The organism is Nonomuraea sp. NPDC050783 (assembly GCF_040802095.1).
Lineage (GTDB): Bacteria > Actinomycetota > Actinomycetes > Streptosporangiales > Streptosporangiaceae > Nonomuraea.
The window spans coordinates 718154-741307 of record NZ_JBFAHK010000001.1; the positions used below are offsets into that span (position 1 = coordinate 718154).

Annotated in this window: 20 protein-coding genes; 8 read left to right on the forward strand and 12 right to left on the reverse strand. The window is 72.6% G+C overall.

Going from position 1 to position 23154, the window contains the following annotated elements; translation table 11 throughout:
- Position 1: 1 nt before the first annotated feature.
- Positions 2 to 1297, reverse strand: coding sequence for a sensor histidine kinase (locus tag AB0H75_RS03335; protein WP_367789506.1), 1296 nt, complete (start codon positions 1295 to 1297; stop codon positions 2 to 4).
- A gap of 250 nt (positions 1298 to 1547) precedes the next feature.
- Here AB0H75_RS03335 and AB0H75_RS03340 point away from each other — a divergent pair, with 250 nt between their 5' ends.
- Positions 1548 to 2090 (forward strand): DUF4956 domain-containing protein, encoded by a 543-nt coding sequence (locus AB0H75_RS03340; protein ID WP_367789509.1) that lies wholly within the window; start codon positions 1548 to 1550, stop codon positions 2088 to 2090.
- On the forward strand, positions 2087 to 2911 hold the full coding sequence (locus AB0H75_RS03345) for a polyphosphate polymerase domain-containing protein (protein ID WP_367789512.1): 825 nt from the start codon (positions 2087 to 2089) through the stop codon (positions 2909 to 2911). The genes AB0H75_RS03340 and AB0H75_RS03345 overlap by 4 nt, the downstream gene beginning before the upstream one ends.
- Before the next feature lie 3 nt (positions 2912 to 2914).
- Here AB0H75_RS03345 and AB0H75_RS03350 read toward each other — a convergent pair whose 3' ends face one another.
- Complete coding sequence (locus AB0H75_RS03350) at positions 2915 to 3742, reverse strand: helix-turn-helix domain-containing protein (RefSeq protein WP_367789515.1); 828 nt, start codon at positions 3740 to 3742, stop codon at positions 2915 to 2917.
- 75 nt (positions 3743 to 3817) lie between these two features.
- Here AB0H75_RS03350 and AB0H75_RS03355 point away from each other — a divergent pair, with 75 nt between their 5' ends.
- Positions 3818 to 5236, forward strand: coding sequence for an FAD-dependent oxidoreductase (locus AB0H75_RS03355; RefSeq protein WP_367789518.1), 1419 nt, complete (start codon positions 3818 to 3820; stop codon positions 5234 to 5236).
- Here the strand turns inward: AB0H75_RS03355 and AB0H75_RS03360 are convergent.
- The 6 genes from AB0H75_RS03360 to AB0H75_RS03385 all read right to left on the reverse strand — a co-directional run bounded on the left by AB0H75_RS03360 (position 5226) and on the right by AB0H75_RS03385 (position 13028).
- The gene (locus tag AB0H75_RS03360) at positions 5226 to 6206 is read right to left on the reverse strand and encodes an NAD(P)-dependent alcohol dehydrogenase (RefSeq protein WP_367789521.1); all 981 of its coding nucleotides are present in this window, start codon (positions 6204 to 6206) and stop codon (positions 5226 to 5228) included. The two genes, AB0H75_RS03355 and AB0H75_RS03360, sit on opposite strands and share 11 nt — an antisense overlap.
- 187 nt (positions 6207 to 6393) lie before the next feature.
- Positions 6394 to 7617, reverse strand: a complete 1224-nt coding sequence (locus AB0H75_RS03365) for an acyl-CoA dehydrogenase family protein (RefSeq protein ID WP_367789524.1) — start codon at positions 7615 to 7617, stop codon at positions 6394 to 6396.
- Between the two features lie 16 nt (positions 7618 to 7633).
- On the reverse strand, positions 7634 to 8605 hold the full coding sequence (locus AB0H75_RS03370; RefSeq protein WP_367789527.1) for an oligopeptide/dipeptide ABC transporter ATP-binding protein: 972 nt from the start codon (positions 8603 to 8605) through the stop codon (positions 7634 to 7636).
- Positions 8595 to 10475, reverse strand: a complete 1881-nt coding sequence (locus AB0H75_RS03375; protein ID WP_367789530.1) for a dipeptide/oligopeptide/nickel ABC transporter permease/ATP-binding protein — start codon at positions 10473 to 10475, stop codon at positions 8595 to 8597. The genes AB0H75_RS03370 and AB0H75_RS03375 overlap by 11 nt, the downstream gene beginning before the upstream one ends.
- On the reverse strand, positions 10468 to 11406 hold the full coding sequence (locus AB0H75_RS03380; RefSeq protein WP_367789532.1) for an ABC transporter permease: 939 nt from the start codon (positions 11404 to 11406) through the stop codon (positions 10468 to 10470). The genes AB0H75_RS03375 and AB0H75_RS03380 overlap by 8 nt, the downstream gene beginning before the upstream one ends.
- Entirely contained in the window at positions 11403 to 13028 is a 1626-nt protein-coding gene (locus AB0H75_RS03385; RefSeq protein ID WP_367789535.1) for an ABC transporter substrate-binding protein, read from the reverse strand. The genes AB0H75_RS03380 and AB0H75_RS03385 overlap by 4 nt, the downstream gene beginning before the upstream one ends.
- An 89-nt stretch (positions 13029 to 13117) precedes the next feature.
- Here AB0H75_RS03385 and AB0H75_RS03390 point away from each other — a divergent pair, with 89 nt between their 5' ends.
- Positions 13118 to 13813 carry a TetR family transcriptional regulator gene (locus AB0H75_RS03390; protein WP_367789538.1) on the forward strand — a complete coding sequence of 232 codons (696 nt, stop codon included), beginning with the start codon at positions 13118 to 13120 and terminating at the stop codon, positions 13811 to 13813.
- 79 nt (positions 13814 to 13892) lie between these two features.
- Here AB0H75_RS03390 and AB0H75_RS03395 read toward each other — a convergent pair whose 3' ends face one another.
- Genes AB0H75_RS03395 through AB0H75_RS03410 form a run of 4 tightly spaced genes read right to left on the reverse strand, consistent with a single transcriptional unit; the run spans position 13893 to position 18644 of the window.
- On the reverse strand, positions 13893 to 15833 hold the full coding sequence (locus tag AB0H75_RS03395; RefSeq protein WP_367789541.1) for a DUF6807 family protein: 1941 nt from the start codon (positions 15831 to 15833) through the stop codon (positions 13893 to 13895).
- Positions 15830 to 16885, reverse strand: coding sequence for a mandelate racemase/muconate lactonizing enzyme family protein (locus AB0H75_RS03400; RefSeq protein WP_367789545.1), 1056 nt, complete (start codon positions 16883 to 16885; stop codon positions 15830 to 15832). The genes AB0H75_RS03395 and AB0H75_RS03400 overlap by 4 nt, the downstream gene beginning before the upstream one ends.
- Entirely contained in the window at positions 16882 to 17754 is an 873-nt protein-coding gene (locus AB0H75_RS03405; RefSeq protein ID WP_367789548.1) for a 5-dehydro-4-deoxyglucarate dehydratase, read from the reverse strand. The genes AB0H75_RS03400 and AB0H75_RS03405 overlap by 4 nt, the downstream gene beginning before the upstream one ends.
- A complete protein-coding gene (locus AB0H75_RS03410; protein ID WP_367789551.1) occupies positions 17751 to 18644 on the reverse strand; it encodes an NAD-dependent epimerase/dehydratase family protein in 894 nt (297 codons plus the stop codon). Before AB0H75_RS03410 ends, AB0H75_RS03405 begins: the two co-directional genes overlap by 4 nt.
- Before the next feature lie 192 nt (positions 18645 to 18836).
- On the opposite strand from AB0H75_RS03410, the gene AB0H75_RS03415 reads away from it, so the two are divergent.
- The 4 genes from AB0H75_RS03415 to AB0H75_RS03430 all read left to right on the forward strand — a co-directional run bounded on the left by AB0H75_RS03415 (position 18837) and on the right by AB0H75_RS03430 (position 23151).
- Entirely contained in the window at positions 18837 to 19790 is a 954-nt protein-coding gene (locus AB0H75_RS03415; protein ID WP_367789554.1) for a LacI family DNA-binding transcriptional regulator, read from the forward strand.
- A 213-nt stretch (positions 19791 to 20003) separates the two neighbouring features.
- The gene (locus AB0H75_RS03420) at positions 20004 to 20963 is read left to right on the forward strand and encodes a carbohydrate ABC transporter permease (RefSeq protein ID WP_367789557.1); all 960 of its coding nucleotides are present in this window, start codon (positions 20004 to 20006) and stop codon (positions 20961 to 20963) included.
- Positions 20947 to 21816: a carbohydrate ABC transporter permease gene (locus AB0H75_RS03425; protein WP_367789560.1), complete on the forward strand. Its 870-nt coding sequence runs from the start codon at positions 20947 to 20949 to the stop codon at positions 21814 to 21816. Before AB0H75_RS03420 ends, AB0H75_RS03425 begins: the two co-directional genes overlap by 17 nt.
- A gap of 42 nt (positions 21817 to 21858) precedes the next feature.
- The gene (locus AB0H75_RS03430; RefSeq protein ID WP_367789563.1) at positions 21859 to 23151 is read left to right on the forward strand and encodes an extracellular solute-binding protein; all 1293 of its coding nucleotides are present in this window, start codon (positions 21859 to 21861) and stop codon (positions 23149 to 23151) included.
- Positions 23152 to 23154 lie beyond the last annotated feature (3 nt).

The window sequence follows — 23154 nt, forward strand, 5'->3', positions numbered from 1 at the left end:
TCTACGGCTCTCCGCGGCGTGGCTGGGGGCGCTGGTCGCCCGGGTCCGGGGACGCGCCCGGGGACGTGAGGGGCAGGGTGACCACGACCTCGAACCCGCCCGCCGGCTTCGGCCCGGCCGTGATCATTCCCCTGTACAGCTTGACGCGCTCCCGCATTCCCGGCAAACCGTGCCCGCCGCCTTCCTCGGGAGCCCCGCAGGCGGCCGCCCTGCCGCGCCCGTCGTCGCTGACGCGCAGCTCCAGCTCGGTGCCGTAGTGGACGAGGACCCGCGCGGTGGCGGGGCCGGCGTGCTTGAGCACGTTGGTGAGGCATTCCTGGAGCACCCGGTACGCGCACAGGTCGATGCCGGGCGGCAGCGGCCGTACCGATCCGGTGACCGTCACCTCGACCGTCACCCCGGCCGCGCGTACCCGCTCCACCAGCTGGTCCAGCCGTTGCAGGCTGGGCGTCGGGTCGTAGCTGGCGGGGTCCCCGCCGCCCTCCCCGCCGCCGTTCCCGTCGTGGTCGCCGTTCGGGTCGATGCGCAGCACCGCCAGCAGCCGCCGCATCTCGCCCATGACCTCGGAGCCGGTGTCGGAGATCGTGGCGAGCGCGCTCCGGGCGGTGGCGGGGTCGCTGGTGAACACGTAGCGGGCCAGCCCCGCCTGGATCACGATGACCGCCATGTGGTGGGCGACCACGTCGTGCAGCTCGCGGGCGATGCGCACGCGTTCCTCGGTGACGGCGCGCCGCGCGCGGTCCTCCTGGTTGCGGCGCAGCCGCTCGGTCAGCTCGGCGAGCCGCTGGTTGCGCGTCGCCAGCATCCGGACGCCGTTGCCGAACGTCCACGCGACGCCGGTCATGACGCTCACCTGCGCGATGTTCGGCCAGGTGAAGTCGTCGGGGGCCAGCAGCGAGGCGTGCCACCAGCAGGCCGCCACCACCAGCGCGCACGGCGCCGACACGGCCGGGGGCAGCCGGCCGGCCACCGTGTAGAGGGCGATGAGCGTGCCCCAGTTGTTCAGCCGGCAGTCGTACCCGGCCGTGTGGAAGGACACCGCCACCGCGCACGTGATCGCCAGCACGGTCAGCGGCGTGCGCCGCCGCCAGCTCAGCACGAGGTTGCCCGCGACCGTCATCCCGATGCCGGCGGCGTCCAGCGGACGCTGCGCGTAGCCGGGGTCGCTCGAACCGTCGGCGAAGGCGAGGGCGAACGCCAGGCTGGTGGCGGTCACCGCCACGGCGAGGGCCAGGTCGGTGAGGAAGGGGTGGATCCGGGCGAGCCGCCTGAGCGACGACAACACCTTTGCGCGCATCCGCGCATGGTAGCCCCGAGGGCGCGGGTCCCTCATCACTCGCGCGGCTGGTCGAGCCTGCAACCTCTGCGGTAGGCGGGAGCCGTCCTACCGCAGGGGTTTACCCCCGGCGCGGCCGGTCCCGTCCCCGATGAGAGAGCCCTCATCATCGCCTCACGGCCACCTCACCGCCCGCCCGCACGCTGAACAGCGACGGACCGACGGGTCCACGGGTCTACGGAAGGGGGCGGTCGTCGTGGTCGCCGGCTTGGTGACGGATCTCGCAGCGATCTTCATACTGGCGTACGGCCTGTACTACCGGCGGCATCACCGGCGCGACCTGCTGTTCGCGTACGTGGCGCTCAACGTCGGGATCTTCGCGGTGGTCTCGCTGCTCCTGCTGCAGCGGATCGAGATCGCGGTCGGGTTCGGGCTGTTCGGCGTGTTGTCGATCATCCGGCTCCGTTCCAGCGAGATCACCCAGCAGGAGATCGCCTACTACTTCGTCGCGATCGCGCTGGGCCTGGTCAACGGCCTGGCCGCCGCCTGGCCGCTCACCGCGCTCGCGCTCGACGGCGTCCTGCTGGCGACGATGTGCGTCGCCGACCATCCCGCCCTGCTCGGCCGCACCCGCCACCAGCTGGTCCTGCTGGACGTCGTGCACGCCGACCCCGACCTGCTGCGCATCGACCTGGAGAGCCGGCTGCGGGCGCGCGTGCTGCAGTGCGTCGTCACACAGGTGGACTACGTCCGCGACGTGACGGTGGTGGACGTCCGCTACGTCGCGCCCCACGCGCGGGCGGGTGTGCGATGACGCCGCCGGCGACGGTGGACGCCGGCGTGGTGCTCGCCGGGGTGGCCGCCGGCGCGGCGCCGGTCGGGCTGGAGGAGGTGCCCGAGCTGATGAGCCGGGTGGACCACAAGTACATCGTGACCGCCGACGTCATGGTCCGGCTCGCCGCCGAGCTGGGCGACCGCTTCGCCGTGCTGCGCATCGCCGGGCGGCGCCAGTTCCGCTACAGCTCGACGTACTTCGACACGCCCGATCTGCTCACGTTCCGGCAGCACCGGCAGGAGCGGCGGCGCAGGTTCAAGCTGCGCACCCGCACGTACGTGGACGGCGGCGGGAGCTGGCTGGAGCTCAAGCTCAACGGCGCGCGGGGCGGCACGGACAAGCACCGCATCCCGTACGACGACGCGCCCGCGCACATTCTGACCGGGCAGGCACTGGACTTCGTCAGCGACACCCTCGTCTCGCGGCTCCACCTGACCGCCCCCGATCCGCTGGGCCCGGTGCTGTCCACCGACTACCGGCGGGTCACCCTGGTGGACCGCTCGGGCACGGCCCGGCTCACCTGCGACAGCGGCCTGGTCTGCCGGAGCGGCGACCGCCGGGTGGCCGCCCGCCGCGACCTGGTCCTCCTGGAGTCGAAGTCCGCCGACGGCCGGGCGGTGGCGGACCGGGTGCTGCGCGGGCTGGGGGCACGGCCGGTGCCGGTGAGCAAGTACTGTCTCGCCGTCACGGCGCTGCGCCACCGGCGCGCCAACCAGTGGCTGCCGGTCGTGCACCACTACCTCGAACCCCAGCCGCCGGGCTCCGGGGGCGACCGTCCCCCGCCCGGCTCCTGGTGGTGAGATTCAGCGGCCGGGCCACGCCAGGTGATCGACGGCGAGGAACGGCTCGCCGGCCACGGCCGCGGGGGTGGCCCCGGTGTGGGCCATGACGTCCCGGTGCAGGTGGGACTGGTCGGCGTAGCCGGACTCGGCCGCGACCCCGGCGGCGCCCTCGCCCGTGACCAGGCGGTGGGCGGCGTGGTCGAAGCGGACCAACCTCGCGGCGCGCTTGGGCGGCAGGCCGAGCTGCGCCCGGAACCGGGACCACAGCCGCTTGCGGCTCCACCCGACCTCGGCCGCGAGCCCGTCGACCCGGACCCGGCCACGGCTGCCGACCACCCGGTGCCAGGCCCGGGCCACCTCCGGGTCGGCCGGGCGCCCGGCCTCGTGGCGGCGGGCGAGCAGCGCGTCGACCAGCGCGAAGCGCTCCTGCCACGAAGGAGTGCCGGCCAGCCGCTCACGGATCCGGGACGCCTCCCGGCCCCACAGGTCGTCGAGGGCCACGACGGCGCCGTCGAGCTCGGCGGGGGAGACGCCCAGGACCGCGCCGGCGATCACCGGGGACAGGCGCACCTGCACGCACTCGACGTTCTCGCCCCGCGCCCGGACCGCGCCGCCCGACCCGGCCCCGGGCCCGGCCACGATGCTTCCCCGCCGCCACCCGGTGGCGTCGTCCACGACGGGCGCGCCGGCGCCGAACTCCACCAGCAGCGTCACGGCCGGGTGCGGGATCATCCGGAGCGTGTGCAGGTCGCGGACGCGGAACCCGGCCATGGTGACGCCGGCCACCCGGCTGGGCCGCTCCGGGCTCGCGACGCCCCACACCGCCGCGCCGTGCACGAACGTCCGCACCGCCCCATGCTAACCGGCCGGTGGCGGGAACATTCGTCCAATACATCGGCGGTCACCGGCGGCGACCGTGGGCTCATGACCGTTCCCGACGGCGGGCCGCGCGCGAGCGGCCCCGAGACCATCGCGACCACCGAGAGCACCGGGACCACCGCGACCACCGAGACCACCGAGAGCACCGGGACCACCGAGATCACCGAGAGCCTGATGCTCCCCGGGTGCATGGACGGCCCCCGCGACGCCCCCGCGCTCCCGGGGCCGCTGCCCGGTCGGCGGGCAGCCACGCGGGTTCTCGTCTCCGGCGCCGGCGTCGCCGGTCCGGTGCTGGCCTACTGGCTCGCCCGGCACGGCTTCGAGGTCACCGTCGTGGAGCGGGCCCCCGCACCGCGCAGGACGGGCGGGCACGCGGTGGACCTGTTCCGGCCCGCGATGGACATCTCCGAGCGGATGGGCGTGCTCCCGCGCGTCGAGGAGCGCTCCACCGGCACGCACCGGATGACCGTCCACCGGGAGGGCTCGCGGCGCCCCGTCCCGGTGGACCTCTCCAAGATCTTCGGCGCCGCCTCCGGCCGGCACGTCGAGATCATGCGCGACGACCTGATCGAGATCTACCACGACGCCACGTGCGACGACGTCGAGTACGTCTTCGGCGACTCCATCACCGCGATCTCGCCCGGCGGCGAGGTGCGGTTCGGCAACGCCGCGCCGCGCCGCTTCGACCTCGTCGTCGGCGCGGACGGGCTGCACTCCAACGTGCGCCGCCTCGTCTTCGGCGACGAGTCCCGCTTCAGCACCTTCATCGGCGCCTGCTTCGGGGTGCTGGCCCTGCCCGGCGCCGCCGGCCTCGACGGCGAGCTGCTCATGCACGTCGGCGTCGGGCGCACCGCCGGCATGTACGGCGCGCGGCACCTCCGCGACGCACGGGTGTTGTTCCTGTTCAGGACCGAGCGCGAGCCCGGCCACCACCATGACGTGCCCTGGCAGAAGGAGCTGCTGCGCGGCGCGTTCGGCGGCATGCACCCCCAGGTGGACCGCTGGCTGGACGAGCTGGACCGCACCCCGGCGTTCTACTTCGACTCGATCAGCCAGATCCGCATGGACACCTGGTCGCGGGGGCGGGTGACGCTGGTCGGCGACGCGGGCTACTGCCCGGGCCCGGCCGTCGGCGGCAGCACCAGCCTCGCCGTGGTCGGCGCGTACGTGCTGGCCGGGGAGCTGGCGCGGGCGGGCGGCGATCACGAGCGCGCCTTCCCCGCCTACGAGCGCGCGATGGCCGGGCACGTGCGCGGCAGCCACGCGGCCGCGCTCAGCGCGGCCAGGACCGTGGTCCCCGCCTCACGTCTCGGCGTCTCGGGGCTGGCCTGGGGCGCCCGCCTGGTCTCCGCCCTGCCCAGAGGGGCCGGCCGCGCCCTCCTCCGCCTCACCACCAGGAGCGCGCGCCTCCACGACGCCATGACCGTCCCCGGCCACCCGCCGTCGCCCGCCGTCACACCGTGATGACGATCTTGCCCGCCGGGTGGCCGGTCTCGAAGTGGCGCATGGCCTCGGCGGTCTCGGCCAGCGGGTACGTGCGGTCGATGACCGGCGCCAGCTCGCCCCGCTCCAGCAGGTCGCGGACGGCGGCGAGGATGTCCTTGCGGGGGCGGGCCATGTAGGAGGCGAACCGGCGGCGGCCGGCGAGCGACAGGAGGTTGGCGGCGAGGATGCGGCCCATGGGGCCCAGCCAGCGGCCGCCCTTGCCGGAGTTGGTGATGTAGGTCCCCCGGGGCGCGAGCGCCCGGCGGCAGGCCGGCAGGGAGTGGTCGCCGACGTTGTCCAGGATGACGTCGTAGCCGCCGGCCGGTACGTCGGCCGTGAAGCTCCGCTCGGTGTAGTCGAGGACGTGGGCGGCGCCCAGGGAGCGGACGAGGCCGGCGTTGGCGGTGCGGCAGACGGCGGTCACCTCGGCGCCCAGGGCTCTGGCGATCTGGACGGCGAAGGTGCCCACCCCGCCGGAGGCCCCGTTGACCAGCACCCGCCGGCCGCGCCCGACCCGGCCGACGTCGCGCAGGCCGCGCAGGGCGGTGATCGCCGAGGTGGGGACGGCGGCGGCCTGCTCGAACGTGAGCGCGGCGGGCTTGGCGAGCAGCGGTCCGTCGTGGCGGACGGCGACGTGCTCGGCGAAGGCGCCGGCGCCGGTGGCGTGGCCGAACACCTCGTCGCCGGGCCGGAAGCCGGTGACGCCGCGGCCCACCGCTTCGACGTGGCCGGCCAGGTCGGCACCCAGGGCGCCGGTCCTCGGGCGGGTCAGGCCGGCCGCGGCGCGGAAGGCGTAGGGGGCGCCTCTCATGCGGTGCCAGTCGCCCGGGTTGACCGCGGCCGCGCGGACGCGGACCAGGACCTCGCCGTCGCCGGGCGCGGGGGTGGGGAGCTCCTGCAGTTCGAGCACGTCGGGGCCGCCGTAGGCGCGGTGGCGGATGGCTTTCAACGCCGGGGTCCTCTCATCGGCTGATGGGTCAGATGCTGGTTACGTGTGTAATAAATTTCTTACACGTGTCACGCTAGCATTCGGCCGGAAGGCGGGCAACGGGGGCGGAGAAGAAGGGAAAGCCCCTCCGGCCGGGACGGCCGAAGGGGCGAAGGGGCGAAGGGACGGAGGGGCGGAGGGGACAGGGTCAGAGAGGGAGGTCGCCGGTGGCGGCGGCGGTGGAGCCGGTGGCCTGGTAGGCGGCGATGGTGCGCTCGGCGATGCGCATCTGGTGGATCTCGTCCGCGCCGTCCGCGAAGCGGGCCCAGCGGGCGTGCTGGAACATGCTCGCCAGCGGCGTGTCCGTCGAGTAGCCCAGCGCGCCGTGGACCTGGATGGCGCGGTCCAGGATGCGGTTGAGGCTGTTGGCGACGAAGTGCTTGGCCATCGACACCTCGGTGCGGAAGTCCTCCCCCTTGTCGATCTTGGAGGCGGCGTGCAGGACCATCAGCTTGCACTGGTAGAGCTCCATCGCCGAGTCGGCGATCATCCACTGGATGCCCTGCTTCTCGGCGAGCAGGGAGCCGTGACTGTAGCGGCTCAGGGCGCGCCCGACCATCATGTCCAGGGCCGTCTCGGCCTGGGAGATCCAGCGCATGCAGTGCGCGAGGCGGGCCGGGCCCAGGCGGTACTGGCCGAGGCGGTGGCCGTTGCCGCGACCGCCCAGGACGGCGCTGTCCGGCAGGCGCAGGTCCTCGATGACGATCTCGCTGTGGCCGGTGGAGCCGTGCATGGTCTCGACCTCGCGGACGTCCTTCCAGCCCGGGTTGGGCAGGTCCACCAGGAAGGCGGTGGTGGCGCCGCGGGTGCCTTTGGGGACGTCCTGCTCGGTGCGGGCGATGAGGATGGCGAAGTTGGCGCGGCGGGCGTTGGAGATGAACCATTTGTGGCCGTTGATGAGCCATTCGTCGCCGTCCTTGACGGCGGTCGTCCGGATGAGGGTCGGGTCGGACCCGGCGACCTCCGGCTCGGTCATCGCGAAGCAGGACATCTGGGTGCCCTCCAGCAGCGGGCGCAGGTACTTCTCCTTCTGCTCGTCCGTCGCCCAGTGCAGCAGGGTGTGCATGTTGCCCTCGTCGGGGGCCTGGCAGTTGAGCACCCACGGGCCGATGCGGGTCTTGGCCGCCTCCGACTGCACCATGGCCAGCTCCACGTGCCCGAGCCCCATGCCGCCCCACTCCTTCGGCATGTGCGGCAACCACAGGCCCTCGGCCCTCGCCTGGGAGCGGAGCCGGAAGATGGTCCGCAGGTAGGCGTCGCGGTCGCTCTCCTTCACCTCCTCCATGGCGGGGATGACGGTGCCCTGGATGAAGGCGCGGACCCGCTTGCGGATCTCCTCGTGCTCGGGCGCGAGGGTGAAGTCGATGGCCATGGTTCCTCTCACTGCTCTATGCGGGGTTGTGGCAGGCCAGCCAGTGGTCCTCGCCGACCTGCCGGATCTGGGGCTCCTCCAGCGAGCACCGGGCCGTGGCGCGCGGGCAGCGCGTACGGAACCGGCAGCCGGAGGGAGGCTCGACGGGCGACGGCGGCTCGCCGCTGATCAGCGCGTCCGCCGGGGGAAGGGCCCGGCCGCCGCCGGGGATCGAGGCGATCAGGGCCCGCGTGTACGGGTGCGCGGGCCGGGAGACCAGCTCCTCGCCCGGCGCCAGCTCGCACACCTTGCCCAGGTACATCACCAGGATGCGGTCGCTGACGTTCTTCACCACGGCCAGGTCGTGGGCGATGAAGACCAGCGTGAGCCGGTAGCGCGCCTTGAGGTCCTCCAGCAGGCCGAGGATCTGCGCCTGCACCGACACGTCCAGCGCCGACACCGGCTCGTCGCAGATCACCACCTCCGGCTCCAGGATCAGGGCGCGGGCGATGGAGATGCGCTGGCACTGCCCGCCGGAGAACTCGTGCGGCCGCCGCTCGGCCGCCGTGCGCGGATCGAGACCGACCGCCTCCAGCACCTCGTCCACCCGGTCGCCGGGCAGGCGCCACACGCGCGGGCCCTCGCCGACGATGTCGCGCACGCGGCGGCGCGGGTTGAGCGAGGAGATCGGGTCCTGGAAGACCATCTGGAGGCGGCGCCGGGTGCGGCGCAGCGCCTCGCCGCGCAGCGCGGTCAGCTCCAGGCCGTCGAGCCGCACCGAGCCCGAGCGGGGCGGCGGCAGCTGCACCAGCGCCCTGGCCGCGCTCGACTTGCCGCAGCCGGACTCGCCGACGATGCCGAGCGTCTCGCCCCTGCGCAGGTCGAAACCGACCCCGGCCACCGCGCTCACCACCCGCCCGCGCCCGGCGGGGAACTCCACGACCAGGTCCTCCACCCGCAGCAGCACCTCCTCGCGCGCCCGCAGGTGCGCGCTCCCGCTACCGGCCAATGCTCCGCGCCTCCTCCGTCAACGGGTACCAGCAGGCGTACGCGCGCCCCTCCTCCGCCAGCAGCGGCGGGGCCTCGGCGGCGCAGCGCTCCCTGGCGTACCCGCAGCGCGGCGCGAACGCGCACCCCGCCGGCGGGTCGGCCAGGTCCGGCGGCCGGCCGGGGATGACCCGCAGCCGGTGGTGGGCCGGGCCGGTGAGCCGGGGCGCCGCCTGGAGCAGCGCCTCGGTGTACGGCATGCGCGGCCGGGCGAACACCTCGGCCGCCGGCCCGCGCTCCACGACCCGCCCGGCGTACATGACGATCACCTCGTCCGCCCACCGCGCCACCACCGACAGGTCGTGGCTGACCAGCACCACCGCCATGTCGCGCTCCTCGCGCAGCCGGTGCAGCAGCCGCAGCACCTGGTCCTGGATGGTGACGTCGAGCGCGGTCGTCGGCTCGTCGGCGAACAGCACGTCGGGCCCGCACGACAGCGCCATGGCGATCGTCACCCGCTGCCGCATCCCGCCCGAGAGCTGGTGCGGGTAGCGGCGCAGCACGCGGGCGGGGTCGGGGATGCCGACCGAGGCCAGCAGCCGCGCGGCCGCCTCGCGCGCCTGCCGCCGGCCCATCCGCAGGTGGACCCGCAGCGGCTCGGCGACCTGCGTGCCGACGGTCCTGACGGGGTTGAGCGCGGTCATCGGGTCCTGGAAGACGGTCCCGAGGCGGGGGCCGAGCACCGAGCGCATCTCGGCGGGCGAGCGGGCGGTCAGGTCGTCGCCGGACAGGTAGACGGTGCCGCCCCGGACCGCCGTGCCGGGCAGCAGGCCGAGGATCGAGCGGATCAGCATGGACTTGCCCGATCCCGACTCGCCGACGACGGCCAGCGTCCGGCCGCGTTCGAGGGTGAAGGAGACCCCGTCCACGGCCCTGACCAGTCCGCGCGGGGTGACGAAGTGGGTACGCAGCTCCTCGGCCTGGAGCAGGCAGTCGCGGACGGGGTGGGGCGCGGCGGGCACGGCGGCGCTCACCTGGCGCACCGGCTCCAGGCCGATCTCCCGCACGTCCGTGAGCGCCCGCAGCCGGTCCCCGACCAGGTTGAACGACAACACGGTCAGGAACATCACGACCGACGGCGCGAGCACCACGTGCGGGGCGGTCTCCATCAGCGTGCGGCCCTCGTTGATGAGGCCGCCCCAGGTCGGCGTGGGCGCCTGGACCGACAGGCCGAGGAAGGCCAGGCTGCCCTCGGCGACGATGACCACGGCCATGCCGATGAACGCGTACGACGAGGCGGGCACGGCCACGTTGGGCACCACCTCCCGCCACAGGATGCGCCGGTCGCGCGCGCCCAGCACGCGGGCGGCCAGCACGAACTCCCGCTCGGCCTGGCTCAGCGTGGCCCCGCGCACCAGCCGCACCCAGGACGGCACGCCGAGCACGCCCAGCACGACGACCACGTTGCGCAGGTTCGCGCCCGCGAAGGCCACCACGGCCAGCGCGAAGACGAGCGCGGGGAACGCCTGCGCCACGTCGTTGACCGCCATGATCACCGCGTCGGCGGCCCTCCTGCGGTAGCCGGCCAGCAGCCCGAGCGGCGCGCCGACGGCCAGCCCGAGCAGCACCGCGCCGACGCCGACGCCGAGCGAGACCCGCGCGCCGTGCACGACCCGGCTGAGCACGTCGCGGCCGAGCCCGTCGGTGCCGAAGGGGTGCGCGAGAGAGGGGCCCGACTGCGGCGGCCCGGCCAGCGTCGCGTCGAAGCGGGCGAGCGGCAGCACGTCCGCCAGCAGCGCGGCCAGCAGCACCAGCCCGATCCAGCCGGCCGCCAGCCACAGACCGAGCCCCAGCCGCCGCCCGGGTGGCCGCCCCGGCCGGCGCCTAAGCACGGCGGATCCTCGGGTCCACGGCGGCGTACACCAGGTCCACCGCGAGGTTGACGGCCACGTAGCCGACCGAGATGAGCACGACGCCTCCCTGCACGGCCAGGTAGTCCCGGGAGAAGATGGAGTCCACGATGAGCCGCCCGACGCCGGGCAGGCCGAACAGGGTCTCGATGATCACCGCGCCGCCGATGAGCGCGCCCAGGTTGAGGCCGACGGCGGTGACGAGCGTGATCGCCGACGGGCGCAGCGCGTGCCGCCACAGGATGCGGCGCGGCGACAGCCCCCGGGCGCGGGCGAGCGTGATGTAGTCCTCCTGGAGGGTGGCGATCAGGTCCGTACGCAGCAGCCGCGCGTACACGGCGAGCTGCCCGCAGCCCAGCGTGAGCGCCGGCAGGATCACCGAGGTCAGGTTCCAGCCCAGGTCCAGCGAGATCGGCGTCCACCCGGTCGCGGGCAGCACCTGCCAGGTCACCGCGAAGACCAGGATGAGCAGCACGCCGAGCACGAACACGGGCGTGGACAGCAGCGCGAAGCTGAGGGCGGTGAGCGCCTGGTCCAGGGCGCGCCCGGCGCGGCGGGCGGCGGCGACGCCCAGCGGGATCGCGCCGCCGAGCGCGACGAGCTGCGCCGCGACCAGCAGCTCCAGCGTGACCGGCAGGCGCCCGGCCAGCTCGTCGGCGACCGGCATGCGGGTGATGTAGGAGTGCCCGAAGTCGCCGGTGGCGAGCCCGCCCAGCCAGTCGAGGTAGCGCACCAGCAGCGGCTGGTCCAGGCCCAGCTCCCGGCGTACCTGCTCGCGGGCCTCCTCCGTCGCCGACAGGCCCAGGATCTGCGTGACCGGGTCGCCGGGCAGCAGGGTGAGCAGGGCGTAGGACAGGAAGGTGACCGCGAGCAGCACCACCAGGAGCCGGACCAGCCGGTGGACGACGATCACCGCTGGGTGACCCAGATCTGCGCGAACGGGTGGTACGGGATGGGCGAGCCGGTCAGCGGCAGCCCCTTCTCGCCGTCGGGCAGCGTGTGCTCGCCGATGCCCTGCACCCGGCTCCTGGCCACCACGGCGCCGGTGTCGAGATGGTCGACGAACACGTACGGCACCAGCTCGCGCAGGCGCTGCTGCACGGTGGCGTACGCCTGCTTGCGGGTGGCCGGGTCGGGGCTGACCCGCCCGGTGTCGAGGGCCTTGCTGAGCCGGTCGTCCTTGAGCCTGGACATGTTGAGCGAGATGGAGCCGACGGGCTTGGCGTACGCCTGGTGCATCCAGATGTACTCGCCGTCGGGATCCTGGGCGGAGAACTGGGTCCACACGGTGGCCTGGTAGTTGCCGGTGATCGCGCGGTTGATCAGGTCGGCCTGGTCGGCCTGCCTGATCGTCACCTCGACGCCGGCCTTGCGCCACATGTCCTGGGCCAGCTCGATGCCCTGCATGGTGTTGGGGTCGGGGGTGGAGATCAGCTCGAAGCGGACCGGGCCCTTCTCCGCCTCGACCTCCTTGATCAGGGCGGCGGCCTTGGCGGGGTCGTAGTCGGGGTAGCCGCCGGGGGCGTACCAGGGCGAGTCCTTCGACCACGGGCCGTCGGCCGGCTCGGTCAGGCCGCCGCGCAGGGTCGAGATCACCGTTTTGCGGTTGGTGGCGTGGGCGAGCGCCCGGCGGACGCGTACGTCGTCCAGCGGGGGGACGGCGGTGTTGAGCAGGAAGAAGTACTCGGCGACCGCCATCCCCTCGGCCCGGTGCACGGTGTAGGCGTCCTTCATGGCGCCGAACTTGGTGAGGTCCTCGTCACGGGAGGTGCCGATGGCGTCCACGCCGCCGGCCTCCAGGGTCTGCGCCCGGGTCTGGCTGTCGGGCAGGACGCGGAACTCGATCTCGTCCAGGTACGGCAGCCCCTGCCGCCAGTAGTGCGGGTTCTTGACGACGACGAACCGGTTGTCCGGCACGTACTCCTTGAACAGGAACGGCCCGGTGCCGACCGGCTTGAGGCTGGCGGTCCTGGGGTCGGCGAGGGAGGCGGGCGGCACGATCATGCCGGTCTGGGTGGTCAGGTAGTAGGGGAAGGCCACCCACGGCTGCCTCAGCCTGACCTTGACCGTCATCGGGTCGGCCAGCTCGAACGACTTGATGGGCACGAACACCGCCGCCGTCAGCGGCGAGGCCTTCTGCGCCTCCAGGTTCGCCTTGACGATGTCACCGGTCAGCCGGATGCCGTCCGAGAACGAGACGCCGGACCTGACCTTGATCGTCCACTCGTCGTAGGCGGCGTTGGGGGTGACCGACTCGGCCAGGTACGGCTTCCAGCTCCCGTCGGCGGCCACGGCCACCAGCGGCTCGATGATCGTGGTGACCATGCTGTAGCTCTGCGCCGCGAACTGGTCGGTGACCGGGTTGAACCCGTTGGCGTCGGCGCTCAGCGCGTACACCAGCCGCCCGCCCTGGGCCGGCCCCGACGCCGGGGACGAGGCCCCCGCCTGCGGGCCGGCCACCGGGCGCTGGCCGCTGCAGGCCAGCAGCAGCGCCGCGACCAGCAGCAGCGTGCCAGGCGTTCTCCAGCGTTTCATCCACGCCTCCTCCCGGATCATCCCCCGAGAGCAATTTCACCGATAGTACTATCGGTGAAAATTCGCACAAGACCCTCTAGGTTGACGTGATGACGACACCGCTCAGCAGGAGCGAGGCGAAGGACCGCACCCGGCGCAGGCTGCTCAAGGCCGCGCTGACGATCCTGGACCAGGAGGGGGAGGCGGGGCTGAGCACGGTCAAGGTCGCCAGGGCGGCCGGGATCGCCCAGTCCAGCTTCTACGTGCACTTCAAGGACATGCAGGAGCTGCTGCGGGTGCTGGCCGAGGAGAGCGGCGCGCGGCTGCGCGCGTCCATGCGGCGGGCCCGGCGCCGGGCCCGCGAGGCTCCCGGCGACCTCGACAGCCACCGGGAGACCTTCCGCATCCCGCTGGAGGCCGCCTGCCGCCATCCGGAGCTGCTGCGCATCCAGCTCCGCGCCCGGCATGACCCGTCGTCCCTGCTGCGCGACTTCGCCGTCGAGACGGCGCGGGCCTATCGCGAGCACCACGCCGCCGACCTGGCCGCGCTCGGCTACACCGCCGACGACGAGCGCGACCGGCGCCGCCTGGAGATGATCGCCGAGGGCATCAACGCGGCCACGAACGCCCTGGCCATCGGCCACCTGGAGGGCCGCTACCCGGACCTGGACGAGTGCGCCGACATCCTGACCGCCCTGTCGCGCGGCGCCCTGCGCCTGCTGCGGCACACCTCCGGCGGTGCGGCGCAGCGGGAGAGCGGCGGCCACCCCGAGCCCGGCCCCGGCGGTGACGGGCTCCGGCGGTGACCCCCGCTCTCAGACCCCCGCTCTCAGACCCCCGCTCTCAGACCCCCACCCTCAGACCCCCACCCTCAGACCCCCACCCTCAGACCTCGGCGGCCAGGGACTCGGGGGCCAGGGCCTCGGCGGCCAGGGACTCGGCCTCGTCCCGGCTCAGCCGGCCGTCGGCGACGACCGTGACGACCCGCCGGGTGAGCGTGTCCGCCACCACCAGCGGCCGGTCCCAGGCCAGCGCCTGCCCGACCCCCGGGTACTCGGTGTTGCGGACGAACCAGGCGTCCCCGTCGTCCTGGACGAACACCAGCGTCCAGTCCCGCCCCTCCGGGTCGGTGCCGGACAGCGCCACCCACCGGCCGCGGCTGCCGTGCACGTCCTGCTCGCCGCCGGGCAGGGTCGCCCGGTCCGTGGAGGTGCCGGGGGCGCGCCAGAAGAAGCCGCCGTAGCCCGCGCCCGCGCGGCCCTTGGTGGCCGAGCTGTTGACCTCCACGGGCGCGCCGGTGAGGTTCGTCAGCGTGAAGGAGAAGTCGAGCGCCCAGTGCCGGCCGAGCGGCCGGGCGGTGACGACGCGCTCCTCGCGCGCCACGACCCGCCCGTCCGGCCCCGCCCACTCCAGCTCCTCGGTGAAGCCGTCGTCGGCCAGCCGGGTGAAGGCCCGGTGCCGCTGTGTGCCGTGGTCGTCGAGCCAGGCCGGCCCCTGGTCCTTGACGTAGGTGCGCCCGCCCCAGAAGTTCACCCCGCCGAGGTCCGAGATCGCCACGCCCGCGCCCAGGTGGTGCACGTGGTCCTCGGGCCGGACCTCGGTGACCTCGACGCCGCCCAGCGTGCGCACCCGGTGCAGGTAGGGCCGGGGGGAGGCGGTGGCCGGCAGGTCGGGCCGGGTCTCGTAGGCGGCCACCTCGGTGCCGCCGGCCAGCAGGCTCACCCGCGTCCACGGCACGTCCAGCTCGGAGTAGAGCGCCAACTCGTCGGCGCTGCGGGCGGTCAGCTCGGCGATGCCGGGCAGGACCCGGCGGACGGCCTCGCCGGCCTCGTCCCGCTCGACGGCCTGGTAGCGCCCGGGGATCGGCTGCGGCTCGGGGGCCAGCCGCACGGCGTCCAGCACCCGGGTGAAGGACTCGGTGCGGTCGAGCGGCACCAGCAACTCCGCGCCGGTGCGGACGTGGTCGATCAGGTTCTCCAGCAGGTCGGTGCGCTCGTACACGGTGGTGGTGACCGTGCCGTCGGCGTGCTCGACCCGCAGCCGGTCCTCGGTGTAGACGAGCGTGGCGCGGCCCCGGTCGCCGTGGACCACCAGGTACGGCTCGTGCCGCTCGGCCGCGCACAGCGACACCGCGATCGTGACCGTCAGCCCGTCGTCCAGCCGGATGCGCACGCAGGAGGTGTCGTCCGACTCGATCGGGTTGGCGTGGTACAGCTCGGTCTCGATCCCGGCGACGCCGCTGCCGGTGAGCGCCAGCGCGGTCGCCACGGCGTGCGCGAACGGGTTGGTGAGCGCGCCGTCCACCACGTCCACGCCGTCCAGCCGGCGCCTGCCGGCCCAGGCCGAGCGGGTGAAGTACGCCGCCGGCCGCTCCCAGGCGCCCGCGCCGCCGATGCCGCGCACCGCGCCGAGGGCGCCGCTCGCGATCAGCTCGCGCAGCGCGGGGACGGCCGCCGAGCCGAGCGACTGGAAGCCGACCTGGCAGGCCAGCCCGGTCTCCGCCACCGCCTCGGCGATGCGCCGGTGCTCCTCGGGGCTGGGCGCCGGCGGCTTCTCCAGCAGCACGTGGGAGCCCGCCCGCAGGGCGGTCACCGCGAGGTCGGCGTGCGTGTGGATCGGCGTGCAGATGATCGTGATCTCCGCGCCGGTCTTCTCCACCAGCGCGCCCAGGTCGGCCGAGCGCCGCGGCGCGCCGAAGTCGACCTCCACCGGCCGCACGTCGCAGATCCCCACCAGCTCGACCACGCCCCGGCCGGCCAGCCGGCGCAGGTTGCCCAGGTGGTGCCGGCCGTGCCCGTTGGCCCCGGCGAGAACGACCTTGGTCATTCCGACCACCTCAGCCCGAGCCCGGCGTGCCCGCCCGAGCGCAGCACCCCGCCGGAGACCTCCACCGGATACGGCTCCCGCAGCAGCCCGAGCGCGGCGAAGGAGGCGTCCTCGACGTCCTCGGCCATCACCGGCTGCGGCAGGGCCAGCGCGAGCTGCCCGGACACCTCGCTCAGCAGGTGCGGGTAGACCGGCACGTCGTAGGTCCTGGCCAGCTCGGCGATCCGCAGGAACGGCGTGATGCCGCCGACCCGCACCACGTTGGGCTGCACGATGTCGCACGCCCCGGCCGCCAGCAGGTCGCGGAAGCCGTAGGTCGTGTAGACGTTCTCGCCCACGGCCACCGGCACGTCGGTGGAGCGGCGCAGCTCCACGTGCGCGGCCACGTCGTCGGCGGGCAGCGGCTCCTCGATCCAGTGCGGGTCGTACGCGCGCAGCGCGGCCAGCGCCCGCCGGGCGCGGTGCAGGTCCCAGCGCTGGTTGGCGTCGATCATCAGCAGCCGGTCGGGGCCGATGACCTCGCGGACGGCGGCCACCCGCTCGACGTCCTCGGCCAGGTCGGGGCGGCCCACCTTGATCTTGACGCCCCGGTGGCCGGCCGCCGTCCAGCGCCTGGCCTGCTCGACCAGCTCCTCCAGGGAGTAGTGCAGGTTGACGCCGCTGCCGTAGACCGGGACCTCCTCGCGGCGCCGGCCGAGCACGTCGGGCAGGGCGGACCCGCCGCAGCGCAGGTCCCACAGGGCCAGGTCGATGCCGGCCAGCGCGATCGTGGTGATCCCGCCGGCGCCGGCCTCGCGGGTGTGCCGCCACAGCCGGTCCCACACCACCTCGGGGTGCGCGGGCAGGCCGATCAGCGCCTCGCGCAGGTCGTGGTCGAGCAGCGCGCGCACGGCGTGCGCGCCGATCTGCGGCGTCCACGAGAAGCCGGTGCCGGTGCGGCCGTCCTTGAGCGTGACGTGGGTGACGATCACGTGGTTGGCCGGCACGTCGGCGCCCCACGGGCGGGGCAGCGCGGCGGTGCGCAGCTCGGTACGCAGGTCGGCGACGGTCATGGGGCCGCCAGCTCCAATCCGCTCTTGATCAGCGCCTCCAGCTCGGCCAGGTGCTCGCCGGTCACGTCCACCAGCGGCGGGCGGACCGGGCCCACGTCCAGGCCGCGCAGCCGGACCCCGGCCTTGACCAGGGCGACCGCGTAGCCGGGCACCTTGCCGCGCAGCCGGACCAGCGGCGCGTAGAACTCGGTGAGCAGCCGCTCGTCGCCGTTCAGGTACGCCTTCGCGATCTCCGGCGCGAACGCGAACACCGCGCTGGAGTACAGCTCCACGCCGATGCCCCGGTAGGCGGGCATGGTCAGCTCGGCCGTCGGCAGCCCGTTGAAGAACAGGAAGTCCGGGTACGCCTCGCGCACCGCGAGCACGGTCCGCTGCATGCGGTCGATGTCGCCCAGGCCGTCCTTGAGCCCGATCACGCCGGGGACGCCGGCCAGCTCGACCACGGTCTCCGGCTCCAGCACCACCGAGCCGCGCTGGTAGACGATCACCGGCAGCTCGGCCGCGACCGCCTCCACGTACGCGCGGAAGCCCTGCCCGGGACCCTGCGCCAGGTACGGCGGCATGAGCAGCAGCCCGTCGGCCCCGGCCGCCCGCGCGGCCCGCGCCTGGCCGAGCGCCGCGCCCAGCGGCCCGCCCGCGCCCGCGAACAGCGGCACCCGCCCGCCCACGACCCCGGCCGCCACCCGTACCGCGCGCGCGTGCTCGGCCTCCGACAGCGCGGAGAACTCGCCGGTGCCGCAGGCGACGAACACGCCGCCGGGCGCGTGCTCCATGCCCTGCCTGATGTGCTCGGCCAGCACCTCCTCGGCGAGCCCGCCCTCGGCGTCGAAGGGGGTGACGGGGAAGAACAGCACACCGCTCAGATTCATTCGGACTCTTCCTTGAGCTCGGTACGCCAGCTCCGCTTGGCCTGCCAGCCGAGCAGGCGTTCTGCCTTGGTGGTCGAGAAGGCGGGGGAGGATCCGGTCAGCCCGGCCGCGAACGGCTCGGTGCCCGGTATGACCTGCGGAAGCAGCTCGGCCAGCGGTTTCCTGGCCAGCGCGTCGGCGGCGCCGACGAAGAACACCTCGCCGTTCGGCAGCTCGGGCAGCGCCTCGACGAGCACGCCGGTCAGCTCGGCGGCGTCGCGGGCGTCCACGTAGTTGAACAGCGACACCCCGCCCAGCTCCGGGCGGTCCAGCCGCTCGGTGAGCGTGTGGCCCGACTGGGTCGGCGCGCCGGCCCACTCCTCCGGGGCGATGACGAAGCACGGCCGGATCGCGGCGAAGCGGGTGGTGCCCGCCTCGGCGAACGCCTTCATCGTCTGCTCGGCGGCCACCTTGGACAGGTTGTAGGCGTTCCACGGCCGCACCGGGTGGTCCTCGTCGATCGGCAGGTACGCCGGCGCCCACCCGCCGGGCGCCCCGTAACCGATCACCGTGGGGCTGCTGGCGATCACCACGTTCGGCACGCCCAGGCTCACCGACGCCTCGCACACGTTGAACGCGAGCTGCGTGTTGACCTTGTAGATCACCGATTCCGGGCGGCTGAACGGCGTGGCGATGGCCGCCAGGTGGATCACCGACTGCGGGCGGAAGCGGGCGATGACCTCGAACGCCGCTCCCGTGTCGGTGAGGTCGGCCGGTAACGTGGCCGCGGCCTCGGCCGGGGTGCCGGGTGCGCTGTCGACGCCGATGACCTCGTGCCCGGCCGCCGCGAGCGTGGTGACCACGCTGCGGCCGAGGCGTCCTGCGCTTCCGGTGACGAGGACTCTGCTCACCGTGAGGGGCTCCTTCAAGACTGCAAACAGTTGCACTAAACCTTTGTGTCCCCGAGGGTGGGGCGTCAAGAGGTGATTTCATACCCCCGGTGTTACCTGGGGGTTCCCGTCCGGTCTTGGTTCGGCTCCGCTGGGCAAGCGCTTTCAACGTCCTCAGGGCTTCTGCAAGCGGTTGCGTTAGGGTGGGTCGCTGTGACAGTGACGATTCGTGATGTGGCCCGGGCGTCCGGCGTGCACGTCTCCACCGTGTCGCGGACGTTCTCCGCGCCGCACATGGTCAACGCCGCCACCCGCTCCCGGGTGCTGACGGTGGCCGAGGAGCTGGGATACCGCCCCAACCGGGCGGCGCGGGCGCTCACGACCGGGCGTACGCACAACCTCGGGCTCATCGTGGCCGACATCGCCAACCCGTTCTTCCCCCCGCTGATCAAGGCCGCGCACGCCGCCGCCCGGCAGCGCGACTACCACCTGTTCGTCGCCGACACCGACGAGGAGCCGGCCGCCGAGGAGGAGCTGATCCAGGCGTTCTCCAAGCAGGTGGACGGCGTGGTGCTGTGCAGCCCCCGCTCCTCGAACAAGGCGCTGGAGCGGCTGGCCGAGCGGGTGCCGTTCGTGGTCATCAACCGGCGGCTGCGCGGCGCGGCCACCGTGCTCATGGACGTGGGCCACGGCGCCAGGCTGGCGGTCGAGCACCTGGCCGGGCTCGGCCACCGCCGGGTGGCCCTGGTCGCCGGGCCGGCCGGCTCGTGGACGAGCGCCGAGATCCGCACCGCCGCCGAGCGGGTGCCCGGCGTCGAGCTGGTGGTGATCGGGCCGAACGCGCCGACCGAGCGGGGCGGGTTCGCCGCCGCCGGGCGGGTGCGCGAGTCGGGGGTGACCGGCGTGCTGGCCTACAACGACCTCGTGGCGATCGGGCTCATCGAGGGCCTGGGCGATCTCGGGCTGGGCGTGCCCGAGGACGTCTCCGTCGTGGGGATCGACGACATCGTGCCGGGACGGCTGAGCCGGCCCAAGCTCACCACCGTGGCCATGCCGACGGCCGCCGCCGGGCGGCTGGCGGTCGATCTGCTCATTCAGGAGGTGAGCGCCACGACGTCGCTGGAAACGCGCCTGGTCATCAGGGAGTCCACCGCAGCGCCACGATAGCGTGCCTGCTGCAACCGGTTGTACTAAACCAGAAGAAAATTCGTCTGACTTCTCGGCAGGACCCCCGTGCTACCAGGACAAACGCGCTGGCGATATATCGGTAACGGCTATGTAACGCCTGCAAAGGGTTGACGTAACTTTCCCGGCGGCTATAGGAAAGCGCTATCCATTCACATTTCGCCGGAAGGTCCGTGATGACGAATGAGTTCCGTCATGGCTGACTCGGTGGCGGTGAAGCCCCGGGAAGCGGCGACCAGACCCGCACAGGGCGGTAACCGCTCCACGAAACGTTCCCGCCGAGAGGCACGGGCCGCCTACCTCTTCCTGGCGCCCTGGTTCGTCGGCCTGCTCGTCATCACGATCGGCCCGATCTTCGCCTCGCTCTACCTGTCGTTCACCGACTACAGCCTCCTGCAGGAGGCCAAGTGGGTCGGGTTCGACAACTACGTCAAGATGTTCACCGAGGACCCGAGGTTCATCGCCTCGCTGAAGGTGACCACGGTCTACGTGGTCGTCTCGGTCCCGCTCCAACTGGCCTTCGCCCTCGCGCTGGCCCTGGTGCTCGACCGCGGTCTGCGCGGCCTGTCGTTCTACCGCTCCATCTTCTACCTGCCCTCCCTGCTGGGCGGCAGCGTCGCCATCGCCATCCTGTGGCGCAAGGTGTTCGGTGCGGACGGCCTGGTCAACGCGGTGCTCGCGATCTTCGGCATCCAGGGGCCCGGCTGGGTGGGCGACCCCGACACCGCGCTGGGCACGCTGATCCTCCTGCACGTCTGGACGTTCGGCGCCCCGATGATCATCTTCCTGGCCGGCCTGCGGCAGATCCCCTCCAGCTACTACGAGGCCGCCGCGGTGGACGGCGCGGGCACGTTCCGGCAGTTCCGGTCGATCACCATGCCGCTGCTCACGCCGATCATCTTCTTCAACCTGGTGCTGGAGGTCATCAAGTCGTTCCAGTCGTTCACCCAGGCCTTCATCGTCAGCAACGGCAAGGGCGGCCCGGCCGACTCGACGCTCTTCTACACCCTGTACCTCTACCTCAAGGGGTTCAAGAGCTACGACATGGGCTACGCCGCGGCGATGGCGTGGGTCCTGCTGGTCATCATCGCGGCGCTCACCGGGATCAACTTCCTCGCTTCCAAGTATTGGGTCTTCTATGGCGACGACAAGTAGGCGGCCGGTCCCGGCCCTGTTCCGCCCGGTCAAGGGCGGACCGCTGGTCAAGCACGTGCTGCTGATCGGCTTCGGCCTGGTCATGTTGTATCCGCTGCTTTGGATGATCTCCAGCTCGCTCAAGCCCGAGGAGCTGATCTTCCGCGAGCCGGGCCTGCTGCCCAGCACGGTCACCTTCGAGAACTACACCGAGGGCTGGTACGCGCTCAAGCACCCCTTCGGCTACTACCTGTGGAACTCCGCGGTGATCACGGCGCTGTCCGTGGTGGCGAACCTGGTGGCCTGCTCGCTGGCCGCCTACGCCTTCGCCCGGCTGAACTTCCCGCTGAAGAAGTTCTGGTTCGCCCTCATGCTCGGCGGGATCATGCTGCCGCACCACGTCGTGATCGTGCCGCAGTACATCATGTTCTCCGAGCTGGACCTGATCAACACGATCTGGCCGCTGGTGATGCCCAAGGTGCTGGCGACGGACGCGTTCTTCGTCTTCCTGATGGTGCAGTTCATCCGTACACTGCCCAGGGAACTGGACGAGGCGGCCGAGATCGATGGGGCGGGCTACTGGCGGATCTATCTCAGGGTCGTCATGCCGCTCTGCTTGCCGGCCCTGGCCACCACCGCGATCTTCACGTTCATCTGGACGTGGAACGACTTCCTCAGCCAGCTCCTTTACCTCAACAACCCGGACAACTTCACGGTCACCGTGGCACTGCGCACCTTCCTCGACGCCAGCAGCGACTCCTCGTGGGGTCCCATGTTCGCCATGTCGATCGTCGCACTGGGGCCGATCTTCGGGTTCTTCCTCGTCGGGCAGAAGTACCTGATCCGCGGCGTGGCCACCACCGGTCTGAAGTAGTCCCTCCCCACCCCCCACATAAACCCCCTAGGAGGTAGAGCCGTGAGCTCTGGCAAGAAGATGTGGTCGGCGGCGCTGCTGGCCACCGCTGTGCTGGCGGTCACCGCGGCGTGCGGCAGCGGCGGCAGCGGCGGCAGTGGCGAGAGCGCCGACGGCAAGATCAAGCTGCGCTTCTCCTACTGGGGCAGCGACGCGCGGCAGAAGATGACCGAAGAGGCCATCAAGAAGTTCGAGGCCAAGAACCCCACCATCGACGTCGAGGGTGAGTTCTCCGACTTCGCCAGCTACTACGAGACGCTGTCCACGAAGGTCGCCGGCAACGACGCCCCGGACGTGATCACGCTGGAGATCCGCGGCCTGCGCGAGTACGCCGACCGCGGCACCCTCGCCGACCTGGCCAGCTCGGTCAACACGGCCGACTTCGACGCGAAGGTCCTGTCCACCGGCGCCATCGACGGCAAGCAGTTCGCCATCCCCACCGGCGTCAACGCCTTCTCGCTGATCGTCAACCCGGCCCTGGTCGAGCAGTCCGGCCAGAAGCTGCCCGACGACAGCAAGTGGACCTGGGATGACTTCGTGCAGTTCGCCGGGAAGATCACCGCCGGCAGCAAGGGCAAGATCACCGGCACGCAGCTCAGCTGGAATCCGGCCTACCTCCAGATCTACGCCGCCCAGAAGGGCGAGCCCTTCTACAACGGCAACAAGCTCGGCATGAGCCCCCAGACCATCAAGGACTGGTGGGGCATCATGCAGAACCTGATCAAGACCAAGGGCGCCCCCGAGGCCGCCAAGAGCTCCGAGATCGGCGCCACCAGCATCGACCAGTCGTTGCTCGGCACCAACACCGGCGCGATGGGCATGTGGTGGAGCAACCAGCTCGGCGCGGCCGCGAAGGCGTCCGGCCAGAACCTGGAGCTGCTGCGCATGCCGAAGCTGGAGGGCGCCCCCACCGGCGGCATGTTCCTCCAGCCGGCCATGTTCTACACCGCCTCCTCCAAGTCCGAGCACGCGGCCGAGGCGGCCAAGTTCATCGACTTCATGGTCAACGACCCGGAGGCCGGCGCGATCATCCTCAGCGACCGCGGCCTGCCGGCCAGCTCGAAGGTGCTGGCGGCGGTCAAGGACAAGCTGCCGGAGACCGACAAGAAGACGCTGGACTTCCTGGACAAGGTCAAGGGCGAGCTGGCCGAGCCGCCGGCCGCCCCGCCGAAGGGCGCCAGCGCCATGGAGGACATCCTCACCCGGTACTCCGAGGAGGTCATGTTCGGCCGGATGACGCCTGATGACGCCGCGCAGAAGTTCATCACGGAGGCCAACGCCTCCATCGCTGGTTGAGGA